Source organism: Cryobacterium glaciale, from assembly GCF_004402535.1.
GTDB lineage: Bacteria > Actinomycetota > Actinomycetes > Actinomycetales > Microbacteriaceae > Cryobacterium > Cryobacterium glaciale.
In genome coordinates, this window is the sequence record NZ_SOEY01000028.1 from 175,805 (window position 1) to 189,128 (window position 13,324).

The window sequence follows — 13,324 nt, forward strand, 5'->3', positions numbered from 1 at the left end:
CCGGCCCCTGACAGGAGCCGGGCGGTTTGCTGTATCAACTACATGACCTCGTTGCCCTCCAGCATCTCCGTCACGAGCGCTGCGATCGCGCTGCGCTCCGACCTGGTCAAGGTCATGTGCGCGAACAGCGGATGCCCCTTCAGCGTTTCGATCACGCTGGCCACGCCGTCGAAGCGGCCGACCCGCAAATTGTCACGCTGGGCGACGTCGTGCGTGAGCACCACGCGTGAGTTCTGACCGATGCGGCTCAGCACGGTCAGCAGCACGTTGCGCTCGAGGGACTGCGCCTCGTCGACGATCACGAAGGCATCGTGCAGGCTGCGGCCGCGAATGTGGGTGAGCGGGAGCACCTCGAGGATGCCGCGCTCCATCACTTCCTCAACCACGTTCTCCGACACGATCGCGCCGAGCGTGTCGAAGACAGCCTGCGCCCACGGCCCCATTTTCTCGCCCTGGTCACCGGGCAGAAAGCCGAGGTCCTGGCCACCGACCGCATACAGCGGCCGGAACACCATGATCTTGCGGAATTGCTGCCGTTCCAGCACGGCTTCCAGCCCCGCGCACAGGGCCAGGGCCGATTTGCCGGTTCCGGCCCGCCCGCCGAGCGAGAGAATGCCGATGTCCGGGTCGAGCAACAGGTCGATGGCCAGACGTTGTTCGGCCGACCGACCGTGCAGTCCGAAGACGTCACGGTCGCCGCGCACCAGCTTGAGGGTGCCCCGGCTGGTCACCCGGCCCAGGGCCGACCCGCGGTCGGAGTGAATGACGAGTCCCGTGTTGATGGGCATGTCCTGCACCGTGCGCGAGTCAAGCGTCTCCTTGTCGTAGAGCACGCTCATCTGCTCGGCGCTGAGAGTGATCTCGTCCATACCGGTCCAGCCGGAATCAACGGCGAGTTCGTGGCGGTACTCATCGGCAGCGAGACCGAGCGACGCGGCCTTCACCCGCAGCGGCAGGTCTTTCGACACCACGGTCACGGTCATTCCGTCGTTGGCCAGGTTGAGAGCCACCGCGAGGATGCGCGAGTCGTTGTCACCCAATTGCAGGCCAGACGGCAGCACCGACATGTTGGAGTGGTTCAGTTCCACTCGAAGGGTGCCGCCCTCGCCGACCGGAATCGGAAAGTCGAGGCGCTCATGCTTGAGCCTCAGTTCGTCCAGGTTGCGCAACGCCTGCCGGGCGAAATACCCGATCTCCGGGTCGTTGCGCTTGGACTCCAGCTCGCTGATCACCACCACGGGCAATACAACGGCGTGCTCGGCAAAGCGGAAAATCGCTTTCGGATCTGACAGAAGCACCGAGGTGTCCAACACGTAGGTGCGCTCGGTTTGCGAAGCGGATGTCTCCACCCGGTCAGTCGCATTAAGGTCGGTTCGATTAGCGGTCACAGCCACTCCCACCCTGCGCCACGAGGACGCGGATCACTTTGGCGAGCTGGCCATCAAGCAATTCTCGAGCCGTACTTATATGGCCGTCTCGATCAGGTGCCGTACCTGATGCAACAGACGCTACGACGTACGGGCGCAAAATGGAACCCGACACGCCCACTGAAATCTGTCGTTCACCTTACGTTGGGGCAGACGCTCGGTCTGCACCAGGAGAAATGCTAGTACGTGGCGGTGAGAGCGTAAGAGGTGAGGGCACCCCTCAGCATGGTCACCGTGTCGGGGTCGAGGGCCGCGTGCACACTCAAGCGCACCGTGGCACCGCGGGTGGTCGCGGTGATGCCGTGGTTGTGCAGGCTGGCGACGAGGGTGGTCAATAGTTCCGCCGGCGGCTCGAGCACGACGATGCCGGCGCGCTCCCGAGCATCGCGGGGTGAGACGATGTCGATGACGAATTCGTCGACGAGTTCGATGATCTGGGAGACGTTGTCATTCATGGCGGTCTGGATCGCGTTTACCCCGACCGTAGCGGTCTGCTCCAGGGCCGCAGCGAACCGGGCCTGGGCGATGGCGTCTCCGTTGGTCACCCGAAAGGCGCGGGCGCTGTGGCTGGGCGGAGTGACCTCATCCCACGGGACGTCGGTGTCGGTGCCGACGTAGCCAGAGTACACGGGAACAAGGCGTTCGATCGCCCGCTCACTGAGGGCCAGAAACCCGGTGCCCCAACCGGCCCTGGTCCATTTCTGACCACCGGAAGCGACGACATCCGCTGCCTCGTAGGCGGCATCGACGACGCCGAAGCCCTGGATCGCATCGACGATCAGCAGACGATCGCCGATGACCTGACGGATCCCGTCGAGGTCGGTGCGATAGCCCGTGCGGGAATCGACGAGGCACACAGCGACGGCGGCGACGGCCGGGGTGAGCTGGTCCCGGATCTGGCCGGGGGTGACGCGGCCTCGCACGGTCTCCAGCCAGATCGGCGTGACGACGTGCAGTGCCTCAGCGGCCCGCACTGCGGCGAAGGGCACGCTGGGAAAATCCCCGGCTGACAGCAGCACGCCGCCGGTCAGGCCGAACATCGCTTGCATGAGACCCGAGCTGGTGTTGGGCTGCAGCACGATCTGGTCGGGCGTGAAACCGGTGAGAGCGGATACCGCGGTGCGGGCCCGCAGGTCCTGTTCGACGAGGTGGTCGAGACTGCCGTGCCGGGCGCGGGAGAGCACCTCGGTCTGGCCGAGAGTCTCAGCGACGACGGCCTCCGAGAGCGGGCCGACCCGGCCGAAGTCGAGGTACCCGGGCTCGTCACGAAAGCCGTCGGTGAAGCTCAGGAGCGAATTCATAGAAGCGGGTCCAATCGGTTGTCAGAAAATACTTCCCCAGCTGGTCTCCCCCACGAAACGCGGTCTAGCCACCGAACCGACGCTGGCGGCGAGAGAAGTCACGCAGGGCACGCAGAAAGTCGATCTGCCGCAGGTCGGGGCCGAGGGCTTCCACGAAGTAGAACTCGCTGTGTGCGCTCTGCCAGAGCATGAAGTCGCTCAGCCGCTGCTCGCCCGAGGTGCGAATGACCAGGTCGGGGTCTGGCTGACCACCGGTATACAGGTGCTGGCCGATCAGCTCGGGCGTGAGGGTCTCCGCGAGGTCCTCCAGGCTGCCGCCGTGCGCGTGGTGGGTGGCGACGATGCTGCGCATCGCGTCCGTGATCTCGGTGCGACCGCCGTAGCCGACCGCGAGATTCACGTGCAGTCCCGTTCGGTCGCTGGTGCGGGCATCCGCTGCATCGAGCGCTGCGACCAGCGGAAGGGGCAGTCCGGCCTTCGACCCCACCTGCTGCACCCGCCAATTGCGATAGTGCGATAGCTCTTCGGCGAGGTCGGCGATGATCTCGATCAGGTCGGCGAGTTCGTCACTCGGGCGTTGGGTGAGGTTGTCGGAGGAGAGCAGGTACAGGGTGACGACCGAAATTCCGAGGTCGTCACACCATTCCAGAAATTCGCGCATCTTGGCGGCGCCGGCGCGATGCCCGTGCGCGGCCGTTTGAAAGCCCAGCTGCCGGGCCCAACGCCGGTTGCCGTCGATGATCATGGCGACGTGGCGGGGCAGGTGCTCCGCCGTCAGTCCGCGCTTCAGCCGGCGCTGATAGAGCCTGTAGAGGAGGCCGCGCGCTGAGGGGACTTGGGGTTTCTGCACACAGTTACGCTAGTCCACTCCGGCGAGGGTTCGGGGCAGGCGGGCCACGCCCTGTCGTATCCTTGCAGCATGGCCACCGAGCACGATATCCCTAATCTGCCACTGATCGAGGCGGCTGACGCCCATCCGGAGGACGTCAAACCGACCTGGCGTGGCTGGATTCACGCCGGAACTTTTCCCGTGACGATCGTGGCCGGCATCGTGCTGCTCCTACTCGCCGAAGGCTCGGCAGCGAAGATCAGCTCGGCCGTGTTCGTGCTCAGTTCGATGCTGCTGTTCGGCAATTCGGCGCTGTACCACCGCTTCAACTGGCAGCCGCGCACCCGCATCATTCTCAAGCGCATCGATCACGCCAACATCTTTCTGCTGATCGCCGGCTCGTATACGCCGATCACCGTGCTCGCGCTGCCGCCTACGAGCGCAACGCTGCTGCTGTGGCTGGTGTGGGGCGGAGCCGGGCTGGGCATCCTCTTTCGAGTGTTCTGGATCCACGCCCCACGCTGGTTGTATGTGCCGCTCTACCTGGTGCTCGGCTACGGCGCCTTGCTGTTCATCGTGGATTTCTTCCAGGCCAACGCCACCATGATGACGCTGATCCTGGTCGGCGGGCTCTGCTACACCGTCGGCGCCGTCGTCTACGGGCTGAAGAAACCCAACCCGGTGCCCGGGGTCTTCGGCTTCCACGAGATCTTCCACACCCTCACGGTCGTGGCATTCCTGTGTCATTTCACGGCGATCCTGTTGGTCGCCACGCATCCGCTCTACCCGTAACGGGCCGAGCGCGACTACTCGGTCTTGTCGTCTCTTGCTGAGTCAGGGTCGGCGTCGCGGGCCGCGATTTCGGCGTCGAGACGTTCCTTGATCTCGGCGCGATAAGTGGTGCGACGGATGCGACGGACCACGTCGAGACACAGCAGCAGAGTGGCCACCGCGATCAGGAAGAAGACCACGAACCCGACGACACCGGGGGTGACGGTGTTCGGGTCGAAGTCGGGATCCGGGGTCGGGGTGACGGCGAGCACGACGGTGATCAAAGACATCATTCTTCGTCCTGAATTCCGGCGAAAAGATCAGATTCGGGCATTGCGGTGTCTACTTTCGATTCGACGAGTTGAAAATCTTCATAGGGCCAGGCCTCGCGCACCAGATCATTGGGCCAGAAGAAGAAGCTGCTGTCGGGTGAGACCTGGCTCGCGTGCGAGCGCAGCGCGGCATCGCGCACCTCGAGAAATTCGCCGGCCGGAACGTGGGTGGTTGCCAGCTTCGGATAATTCTCCATGCGCTCCCGTGCTGCCCCGAGCGGTTCGAGGAGCGGAGAATCTGGCTCAGCCACGCTCAGCGCGAGGTACATCGCATCGATGCGCTCGAGGTTGAAGATGCGGTCGTAGTACAGCTTGTCAATCTGCCACGGCGCACCGGAATCCAGGTACCGGTCGGGGTCGGCGGCCGCACGAAACGCTTCGAGGGAGACTTCGTGGCAACGAATATGGTCGGGGTGCGGGTAGCCGCCGTTTTCGTCGTACGTGATCAAGACCTGGGGCCGGAACTCGCGCACGAGGGTGACCAGCGGTTCGGCCGAATGTTCCAGCGGGATAGCGGCGAACGAGTTCGGCGGCACCGACTTGTCGTCGTTCATGCCGGAATCTTCGAAGCCGAGCCAGCGGTGCTGCACCCCAAGGGCCTGCTGCGCCGCCCGCATCTCGATGCGGCGCAGGCCCGTCATGTCTCGTTCGGCCATGGCATGACCCTCAAGGGCAGGGTTCAGGATGCTGCCACGTTCGCCGCCGGTGCAGCTCACGATGAGCACCTCGACACCGCGGCTGCGGTAGTAGGCGTAGGTCGCAGCACCCTTGCTCGACTCGTCGTCGGGATGGGCATGCACAGCCATCAATCGCAGCGTCACCATACTCCTCAGGAATGCCGGATAACCTTAGGCCAGATAACCTAGTTACCAGCCTAATAGCTCCCGTGAAAGTGTGAATCACCAGTGCCCCTCAACAGCACGCCTGCCAATGTTCAGCCGAGTCCCGAGCCCTACCGCCTCGACGAATCGGACGACTCAGCGGCCCCGGCGCCGATCGAGAGCGGGGCGATTCAATCGCGGTACGGGCGCACGCCTTCCCGCAACCGACGCGACCGCCGAATCCTCTGGGGCCTGGGCGGCATTTTTGTGCTGGTGTTGGGAGCGTGGGTGCTGTGGACCGGGCTCGACGGGGCATCCACTCAGATCGAGGCGCGCGATATCGGGCACACCATTATCGATGAGCACACGGTGAGCGTCACCTTCGAGGTGGCGCTTCCGGTGAACCGCACGGCGAGTTGCGCGGTTCAGGCTCTCAACGAGAGCTATTCTGTGGTCGGTTGGAAGATCATCGATCTGCCGCCATCGACGCTGTACAACCGCTCTTTCACCGAGATTCTGCGCACCACCGACCTGAGCAACACGGGTTTGATTTACGACTGCTGGCTGACCTAAACTGACGTATTCGCCTCGGCAATCGCCGGGGCGTCGAGTATATCCGCGCGGCCCCAGGGCCTGTCCGCGCTCGAGCGTAATAAGGGAGATCACTCGTGACAACCGACACAACGGTCACCTGGCTGACTCAGGAGGCCCACGACCGCCTCGCAGCGGAACTGGCGACACTGAGCAACTTCGGCCGGGGCGACATCGCGAAGAAGATCGAATCCGCCCGGGAAGAAGGCGATCTCAAAGAGAACGCCGGCTACCACGCGGCAAAAGAAGAGCAGGGCAAGATGGAGGCGCGCATTCGTACCCTCACCGTGCTGCTGCGCACCGCTGAGGTCGGCCACGCCCCCGAAAGCAACGGCATCGTCGTGCCAGGCACGGTCATCACCGCCACGATCGCCGGCGACGAGAGCCGTTTTCTGATCGGCAGCCGCGAGATCGGCGCGAACAGCGACCTCGACGTGTTCAGCGAGCAGAGCCCGCTCGGCGCGGCCATCATCGGCCTCAAGGTTGGCGCGAGGACGAGCTACACCACGCCGAACGGCAAGGAGATCACCGTGCACATCTCCAACGTGGAGACGTTCACCGGCGCCTGACTCGGTTACACTCCGAGCGGCTAGTCGATCTGCGGGTCGTAGCCGGCCGCGCGCAGGGTGTCGACGACGTGCTGGCGGTGCTCGGGTCCGCGCGTCTCAACGCTGACATCGAGTTCCACCTCGCTGATCTGCAGACCGACACCGTGCCGGGTGTGCAGCACTTCGATGACGTTCGCGGTGGCCTCAGCGAGGAGCTCGGAGATGCGGGCCAGTTGGCCGGGGCGGTCGGGCAGCATGATGCGCAGGGTCAGGTAACGACCCGACGCGGCGAGTCCGTGGCTGATCACCCGCTGCATCAGCAGCGGATCGATGTTGCCACCGGAGAGGATGGCCACCGTCGGCCCGGTCGGAGTGACCTTGCCGGCCAGGATGGCCGCGACGGCCACGGCTCCCGCCGGTTCGACGACGAGTTTGGCACGTTCGAGCAGCACGAGTAACGCACGAGCGGTGTCGTCTTCGGTGACGGTGACGATCTCGTCGACCGTGTCGCGCACGATCTCGAAGTTGAGCAGACCGGGCTTAGCGACGGCGATGCCGTCTGCGATGGTCGGCAGGATACTGATCATGACGGCCTCACCGGCCTCGAGGGACGGCGGATAGGCGGCTGCGTTCTCGGCTTGCACCCCGATAACCCGGATGTGACGCCCGTCCCGGGCTGCACGTTGCTTGAGCGCACTGGCGACACCGGAGATCAGCCCCCCGCCCCCGATGGGAACGATGACGGTTTCAAGATCGGGAACCTGGTCGAGGATTTCCAGGCCCAGCGTGCCCTGCCCGGTGACGACATCCGCGTGATCGAACGGCGGAATGAGTATCGCGCCGGTCTCACGGGCGTACTCGGCCGCGGCGAGAAGAGGTTCGGTGACGGTCGTGCCGCGCAGAATCACCTCGGCGCCGTAGTCACGCGTGGCCGACAGCTTGGGCAGGGCTACGCCGACCGGCATGAAGATGGTGGCCTTGATGCCCAACTCGCGGGCGGCGAAGGCCACACCCTGGGCGTGGTTGCCGGCCGAGGCCGCAACGACGCCGCGAGCCTTCTCCTCGTCGGTGAGTTTGGACAGCCGGTTGTAGGCGCCCCGAATCTTGTACGAACCGGTGCGCTGCAGGTTCTCACACTTGAGGTAGACCGGCGCGCCCAGCACGTCAGCCAGGTACCGCGAGCTCTCCATCGGGGTGACATCAGCGACCTGGGCGACAACGGCGCGGGCGGCCTCGAATTCGGCGAGGGTGGGTGCGGCGAGGGTGGTCTCTGGCATGTCTTAGTTCTCCGAACTGTCGTGCGGGGCGCGAGGTGCGCTCAAATCTGAGGGTGTGCTGCGAGCGGACCCGTTCCGGGTCGTGCGGATGCTCCGCGGTCGCACCCGTGCGGCGCGGGCCGGTGCGCCGGTCGGTCGGTAACCCGGTCGGCTCTGCGGCACCGTCTGCCACAGGACTGATCCACTCGGAGACACCGCCGCTGGCGGACTCGACCGCCAGGTACCGCCGGCGATGTAGCTCGTCATCGCGTTCAACACCGCCGCGACCGGCACGGCGAACAGCGCCCCCGGAATTCCGGCGAGAAGCGCCCCGGCGGCTACCACGAGCACGACGGCCAGCGGATGCACCTTGACGGCGGTCCCCATGATGAGCGGCTGCAGAACGTGCCCCTCAACCTGCTGCACGAGCAGCACGACACCGAGCATGGCGAGGGCGACGGCCCAGTTGTTGAAGATCAGGGCGATGACAATGGCGACGGACCCGGTGGCTACCGCCCCGACAATGGGAATGAACGAGCCGAGGAAGACCAGGATGCCGATCGGGATGGCCATCGGCACCCCGAGCAGGGCAGCTCCGACTCCGATACCGACCGCGTCAATCGACGCGACCAGAATCTGCACTCGAGCGAAGTTGCCCAGGGTGGTCCAGCCGGCGATACCGGCGCCGTCGACAGCTGCCCGGGCGCGCAGGGGAAAGAGTCGCACAATCCAGCCCCAGATCGCCTTGCCGTCAATGAGAATGAACAGCAAGCTGAACAGGGCGAGCAACACCCCGGTGAGCAGGTGTCCGAGCGTGGTACCGACCGAGAGAGCGCCGCTGATGAAGACAGCACTATCGTTCTGGATGGCCTCCCAGGCCGCCTGCACGTAGGTGTTGATCTCAGTTTCGGACAATTGCAGCGGCGAGCCGGCCAGGAACGCCTTGAATGCGTCGAAAGATGTCGTGAGCCGATCGCTGAGCCCAACCGTTCCTTCGGCGATCTGGGTGGACGCCAGGGTGACGAGCCCGGCGACGAGTACGAGCGTACCCACCATGGCCACAGCAACGGCGAGGCCTTTAGGCCAGCGGTGCCGCACCAGAAAGGCGACGAGGGGAACGAGCAGGGCCGACACCAGCACCGCGACGAGCAGCGGAATGACGATGAGCCGCAACTGAATAACCAGGAAGATCAGGATGGCAATGGCCGCAGCGATCACGATCAACCGCCAGGACCACGCACCGGCCAAACGGATGCCCGACGGCAGGTTCTCGTCGACGCCATTCGGCGTCGGTGCCAGCACATCGACCGGCGTCACGACGAACTCGGCACCGACCTGATCGGCACTCTCGGGAGCTCCGTCACGCGTTTGCTCGGCGGAACGTCGACGCTGCAGCCGCAGCCGCGCGCGCGCGCCAGGATTACCGGTTGATTCGCTCACCGGATCAGTCTAGGACTGCAATCAGGACTGGTGCGGCGCCACACTCGCTGCCTCCAGCGGCTCGGTCGATACCGGGGCCCCGGTAAATTTGAGAAACACGCTCTCGCCCGATTTCGGGTGGATGCGCACGCCGTGTTGCAGCAACACGATGCTGCCGTCGGGAAGGCGCACCGTCGTGCGGCGAAGCGAGCCGAGAAAGCTTGACGCGACGACGAATGCCGCCAGGCCTTCGGCCGCGAACTCGATGTCCTCCGGACGCACCGAGACGCGCACCGGGCCCTCCGTCACTGCCGGGTCGATGAGGGGCAGGCGTGTTCCGTGCACCTCGGCGTGGGCGTCACGAACGATTCCGACAACGCGGTTACTGAGTCCGACGAAATCGGCGATGAAGGGTGTGGCCGGCCGAGAATACAGTTCCTCCGGCGTTCCGACCTGTTCGATGTTTCCCGAGCGCATGACCGCAACGCGGTCGGCGATCGCGAGGGCCTCATCCTGATCGTGGGTCACGAACAGGGTCGTGATACCCAGCTCGGTCTGAATGCGGCGAATCTCGTCCCGCAATTGCACCCGCACCTTTGCATCGAGCGCGGAGAGTGGTTCGTCCAGCAACAACACACGCGGTTCGGTGACGAGCGCCCGGGCGAGCGCAACACGCTGTTGCTGGCCACCGGAAAGCTGGTGCGCAAATCGATCAAAATGGTGCTCGAGTCCGACCAGGGCCAGGGCTGCGGAGGCCCGACTCCGCCGTTCGGCCGGCTTGATCTTGCGCATTCGCAATCCGAATTCCACGTTCTCTCCGGCGCTGAGGTGCGGAAAGAGTGAGTAGGACTGGAACACCATGCCCATGTCGCGCTTGCTCGTCGCGAGGGCTGACACGTCGATGCCGTCGATGGTGATGCTGCCGGCATCGGTCGATTCCAATCCAGCCAGGACACGCAACGCGGTGGTCTTACCGCTTCCGCTCGGGCCGAGCAGGGCGACGCACTCGCCGGCGTGCAGGGTGAGGTTGAAGCCGTCCAGGGCTCGCAGACCGGAGAATTCCTTCACCACGCCGGTGAATTCAACGACAGTTCCCGATCGGGTCTGGAGTAGGGGCGGCTGCGAGATCATGCGGGGCCTTTCACGGTGGTACGACGGCGGAGCGTTTGGGTACGCGGTGCGCCCAACCGTCCGATGACGAGGAGCAGCACAAAAGCGAAGGCGAGGGCCAGCAGTGACAGGATGACGGCCGTATACGGATCGACTTTGCTGACCACCACGAGCGCGGTCTGCAAGTTGACCCGGTTGAGCAGGGACGCAATCGTGAATTCGCCTAGCACGACGGCTACAGCGATGAAGGCTCCAGCAAGGATGCCCCGGCGCAGGTTGGGCACGAGAATGCGCACCAGCACGCTCCCCCAGCCTGCCCCCAGGGTTCGGGCCGCCTCGGTGAGCGTCGTCACATCGACGCCGTCGATGTTGGACTGAATGGCCCGGTAGGCGAACGGCAGGACGGTGATGCCGTAGGCAAGGGCGAGCGTCCAGACGCCGCTGCCCAGCATTCGGGCCACAACGGTGTAGACCGGCGCGAGCCCCACGACGAGCACGATGGCCGGAATGGTGATGGGCAGGATGCAGATGAATTCCAGCACCCGGCGCAGGTAGGGAAAACGGATGTGGACCAGCAGCATCGTGGGGACGAGCAACAGCAGCACGATGATGACGGTGCCGATGGCCAGCACCACGGAGTTGCCGAGCGCGACGAGCACCGGCCGGTAGACCCCGGTGAAACCGCTCTGGAACAGCGCGACCCAGCGGTCGATATTGTAGCCCCCGACCAGCCCCGCGCGCAGGGTGAATTCGATCATGGCTGCGATCGGCAGGGCGAAGATCAGCCCGATGAGACTGAGAATAGTGACGCGAACCGTGCGCGACGGCGCGTGCGCGACGCCGTTGGCCGTGAAGCCGCCGGTCACTGCTGCCACCGTGCAGCCCGTGATTGCAACGCTGAATAGCCGACCATGACGACGGCCATCACCACGATCATGCCGAGGGCCAGCGCGCCGGCGAGGTTTTCCCGACCGAGAAGGGTTTCGCTCGTCAGCGCTGCGCGAATCTGCAGGGGCACGATCTGTGATCCCTGGCTGACCAGCGCGGCTGCCGTGGCGTAGGACGAAAACGCGTTGGCGAAGAGCAAAAGCAGGCTGCCGAGGAAGGAGGGGGCGAGCACGGGAAAGGCGATGCGCAGCCAGTAGCTTGCGGTGGTGCCACCGAGGGTGGCATTCGCCTCGGCCCACTGCGGTTTCAACGCTTGCAGGGCAGGCATGAAGGTGATGATCATGAGCGGCACCTGAAAGTAGATGTACGGCAAAATGAGGCCGGTCGTGGAGTACAGCCAGACCCCGTTCTCGAAAATGTCCAGGCCGAATGTATCGCGCAGATACACGGTCACCATGCCCTGAATGCCGATGGTCGCAACGAAGGCGAAGGCGAGCATGACCCCACCGAACTGGGCAAGCACTCCGCTAAGGGAATCAACGGTGCTGCGCAACGCACCGTCCAAGCGGGTACCGAGCAGCGCATAGCAGACCAGAGCGCCCACGACAGCGCCGACGACTGCCGTCAGTGCCGACAACCAGAAGGAGTTGAAGAAGGTGGTCAGCACCACCGGGTCGCCGAGCGCGGCGACCGTGGCCAAAGTGAAGGCGCCGGTAGTGTCGAAGAAGCCCGTTCCGATGGCGATCAGGGTCGGTACGGCCAGGAACAACACCACGTACACCGCGAAGGGCAGCAGCCCGAAGGCTGCTGCCCGACTACGGATGTTACTGGACAGCCGCAGCCCACTTCTCGCCGAGAAGCGCGGCGGCCGCCGTGCTCTGATCTTCGGTCGGAACGACGGTGTCGCTCGGCGCCTGCGGCAGCGCGTCAAACAGCTCGGTGTCGATGGTGCCGGCCGTGGCCATGGCCTCGGCTCGCGCCGGACGGGCTCCGCCGGCAAGCCACAGGTTTTGTGCCTCATCGCCGTACAGGAATTCCTGCCAGAGCCGCGCGGCCGCCGGGTGCGGAGCATCCTTGCTGATGGCCTGGTTGTAGTAGCCCGCGTAGCCGGTGCCGTCGAAGACGACGACTTTCCAGTTGCGCTGACCCTCAAGCTGAGCGCCGTAACCGACGTTCAGGTAGTCCCAGTCGAAGACCACCGGAGTCTCGCCGGAGGCGACCGTAGCCGTCGTCGGGTTGACCTTCAGGAAGTTGCCGGCCGCATTGAGTTCGGAGAAGAAGTCGATGCCGGGCTGAAAATCATCGGCGGTGCCGTCGCTCTGCACGGTAGCCAGACCGACTGCCGCAAACGCCGCACCGGCCTGGGTCGGGTCACCGTTGATGGCGACCTTGCCCTTGTAGTCAGCTCCGAGAAGGTCGGAGAGTTCTTTCGGCTCCGGCACAGCATCGGGGTCGTAACCCACCGACAGGTATCCGCCGTAGTCGCCGACGTACAGTCCGGACTCTTCCTTGAGCGCGTCCGGAATGTCCGACCAGGTCGCCACCTGGTAGGGAGCAAACCGGTCAGTGCTGGCGAGGGCAACAGCCAGGCCGAGGTCGAAGACATCCGGTGCCGTGTCCTGACCCTTGAGATTGTCAGCGGCCTGGATTTCCTCGGCACTTGATCCGTCGGGAGATGCCTCGGTGATCGTGATCTCGGGGTACTTTTCGGCGAACAGATCGAGGATGGCGCCGTAATTTGCCCAGTCGCGTGGCAGCGCGATCACGTTGAGGGCGCCTTCCGCCATGGCGGCTTCTTCAAGTCCGGCCAGGTCGCCGAAGGCGCTCAGGCTCGTGGCGGTCGCGGCGTCAACGTCCGACGCGGGGGCTTCGGCCGAGGTGGAGCAAGCCGTGAGGGTGAGCGCCAAGGCCGCTGCTGCTGCCAAAGACACCGTCAGGGTGCGTTTAATAGACATGTTTCCTCCATCGTGACCGGGCCCGGAAAGTCTGATTACTGTGGCAGCCGTTCCGGATGAACAGGATGTGGGCGGT

At 64.8% G+C, this 13,324-nt stretch carries 14 protein-coding genes; 3 read left to right on the plus strand and 11 right to left on the minus strand.

Going from position 1 to position 13,324, the window contains the following annotated elements; genetic code table 11:
* Nucleotides 1-38: 38 nt before the first annotated feature.
* The 3 genes from E3O06_RS12935 to E3O06_RS12945 form a co-directional block, all read right to left on the minus strand.
* On the minus strand, nucleotides 39-1,388 hold the full coding sequence (locus E3O06_RS12935; RefSeq protein ID WP_420898882.1) for a PhoH family protein: 1,350 nt from the start codon (nucleotides 1,386-1,388) through the stop codon (nucleotides 39-41).
* Nucleotides 1,389-1,606: 218 nt separating this feature from the next.
* Nucleotides 1,607-2,728, minus strand: coding sequence for an aminotransferase class V-fold PLP-dependent enzyme (locus E3O06_RS12940; RefSeq protein ID WP_134503779.1), 1,122 nt, complete (start codon nucleotides 2,726-2,728; stop codon nucleotides 1,607-1,609).
* Nucleotides 2,729-2,792: 64 nt separating this feature from the next.
* Entirely contained in the window at nucleotides 2,793-3,578 is a 786-nt protein-coding gene (locus E3O06_RS12945) for an isoprenyl transferase (RefSeq protein WP_134503780.1), read from the minus strand.
* 69 nt (nucleotides 3,579-3,647) lie between these two features.
* On the opposite strand from E3O06_RS12945, the gene trhA reads away from it, so the two are divergent.
* Nucleotides 3,648-4,349 (plus strand): PAQR family membrane homeostasis protein TrhA, encoded by a 702-nt coding sequence (trhA, locus tag E3O06_RS12950; protein ID WP_134503781.1) that lies wholly within the window; start codon nucleotides 3,648-3,650, stop codon nucleotides 4,347-4,349.
* 14 nt (nucleotides 4,350-4,363) lie between these two features.
* On the opposite strand, the gene E3O06_RS12955 is transcribed toward trhA, so the two are convergent.
* Nucleotides 4,364-4,621 carry a hypothetical protein gene (locus tag E3O06_RS12955; RefSeq protein WP_134503782.1) on the minus strand — a complete coding sequence of 86 codons (258 nt, stop codon included), beginning with the start codon at nucleotides 4,619-4,621 and terminating at the stop codon, nucleotides 4,364-4,366.
* Nucleotides 4,618-5,466: a mycothiol conjugate amidase Mca gene (mca, locus tag E3O06_RS12960; protein WP_134503783.1), complete on the minus strand. Its 849-nt coding sequence runs from the start codon at nucleotides 5,464-5,466 to the stop codon at nucleotides 4,618-4,620. The genes E3O06_RS12955 and mca overlap by 4 nt, the downstream gene beginning before the upstream one ends.
* Nucleotides 5,467-5,565: 99 nt before the next feature.
* Here mca and E3O06_RS12965 point away from each other — a divergent pair, with 99 nt between their 5' ends.
* The gene (locus tag E3O06_RS12965) at nucleotides 5,566-6,054 is read left to right on the plus strand and encodes a DUF4307 domain-containing protein (protein ID WP_134503784.1); all 489 of its coding nucleotides are present in this window, start codon (nucleotides 5,566-5,568) and stop codon (nucleotides 6,052-6,054) included.
* A 95-nt stretch (nucleotides 6,055-6,149) separates the two neighbouring features.
* Nucleotides 6,150-6,641 (plus strand): transcription elongation factor GreA, encoded by a 492-nt coding sequence (gene greA, locus E3O06_RS12970; protein WP_134503785.1) that lies wholly within the window; start codon nucleotides 6,150-6,152, stop codon nucleotides 6,639-6,641.
* A gap of 20 nt (nucleotides 6,642-6,661) precedes the next feature.
* Here the strand turns inward: greA and ilvA are convergent, their stop codons facing one another.
* Genes ilvA through E3O06_RS13000 form a run of 6 tightly spaced genes read right to left on the minus strand, consistent with a single transcriptional unit; the run spans nucleotide 6,662 to nucleotide 13,248 of the window.
* Entirely contained in the window at nucleotides 6,662-7,897 is a 1,236-nt protein-coding gene (gene ilvA, locus E3O06_RS12975; protein ID WP_134503786.1) for a threonine ammonia-lyase, read from the minus strand.
* 3 nt (nucleotides 7,898-7,900) lie between these two features.
* Nucleotides 7,901-9,316, minus strand: coding sequence for an AI-2E family transporter (locus E3O06_RS12980; protein WP_241980164.1), 1,416 nt, complete (start codon nucleotides 9,314-9,316; stop codon nucleotides 7,901-7,903).
* A gap of 21 nt (nucleotides 9,317-9,337) precedes the next feature.
* Entirely contained in the window at nucleotides 9,338-10,426 is a 1,089-nt protein-coding gene (locus E3O06_RS12985) for an ABC transporter ATP-binding protein (RefSeq protein WP_134503787.1), read from the minus strand.
* Nucleotides 10,423-11,271, minus strand: a complete 849-nt coding sequence (locus E3O06_RS12990; RefSeq protein WP_241980166.1) for an ABC transporter permease — start codon at nucleotides 11,269-11,271, stop codon at nucleotides 10,423-10,425. The genes E3O06_RS12985 and E3O06_RS12990 overlap by 4 nt, the downstream gene beginning before the upstream one ends.
* Nucleotides 11,268-12,134 (minus strand): ABC transporter permease, encoded by an 867-nt coding sequence (locus E3O06_RS12995; protein WP_338144866.1) that lies wholly within the window; start codon nucleotides 12,132-12,134, stop codon nucleotides 11,268-11,270. Before E3O06_RS12995 ends, E3O06_RS12990 begins: the two co-directional genes overlap by 4 nt.
* A complete protein-coding gene (locus E3O06_RS13000) occupies nucleotides 12,118-13,248 on the minus strand; it encodes an ABC transporter substrate-binding protein (RefSeq protein WP_134503788.1) in 1,131 nt (376 codons plus the stop codon). Before E3O06_RS13000 ends, E3O06_RS12995 begins: the two co-directional genes overlap by 17 nt.
* Nucleotides 13,249-13,324 lie beyond the last annotated feature (76 nt).

Excerpts from the sequence above, each read along its gene's own strand:
- E3O06_RS13000 (WP_134503788.1), bottom strand. The coding sequence starts at position 13,248 with ATGTCTATTAAACGCACCCTGACGGTGTCTTTGGCAGCAGCAGCGGCC.
- mca (WP_134503783.1), bottom strand. The coding sequence starts at position 5,466 with ATGGCTGTGCATGCCCATCCCGACGACGAGTCGAGCAAGGGTGCTGCG.
- ilvA (WP_134503786.1), bottom strand. The coding sequence starts at position 7,897 with ATGCCAGAGACCACCCTCGCCGCACCCACCCTCGCCGAATTCGAGGCC.
- trhA (WP_134503781.1), top strand. The coding sequence starts at position 3,648 with ATGGCCACCGAGCACGATATCCCTAATCTGCCACTGATCGAGGCGGCT.
- E3O06_RS12985 (WP_134503787.1), bottom strand. The coding sequence starts at position 10,426 with ATGATCTCGCAGCCGCCCCTACTCCAGACCCGATCGGGAACTGTCGTT.
- E3O06_RS12940 (WP_134503779.1), bottom strand. The coding sequence starts at position 2,728 with ATGAATTCGCTCCTGAGCTTCACCGACGGCTTTCGTGACGAGCCCGGG.
- E3O06_RS12955 (WP_134503782.1), bottom strand. The coding sequence starts at position 4,621 with ATGATGTCTTTGATCACCGTCGTGCTCGCCGTCACCCCGACCCCGGAT.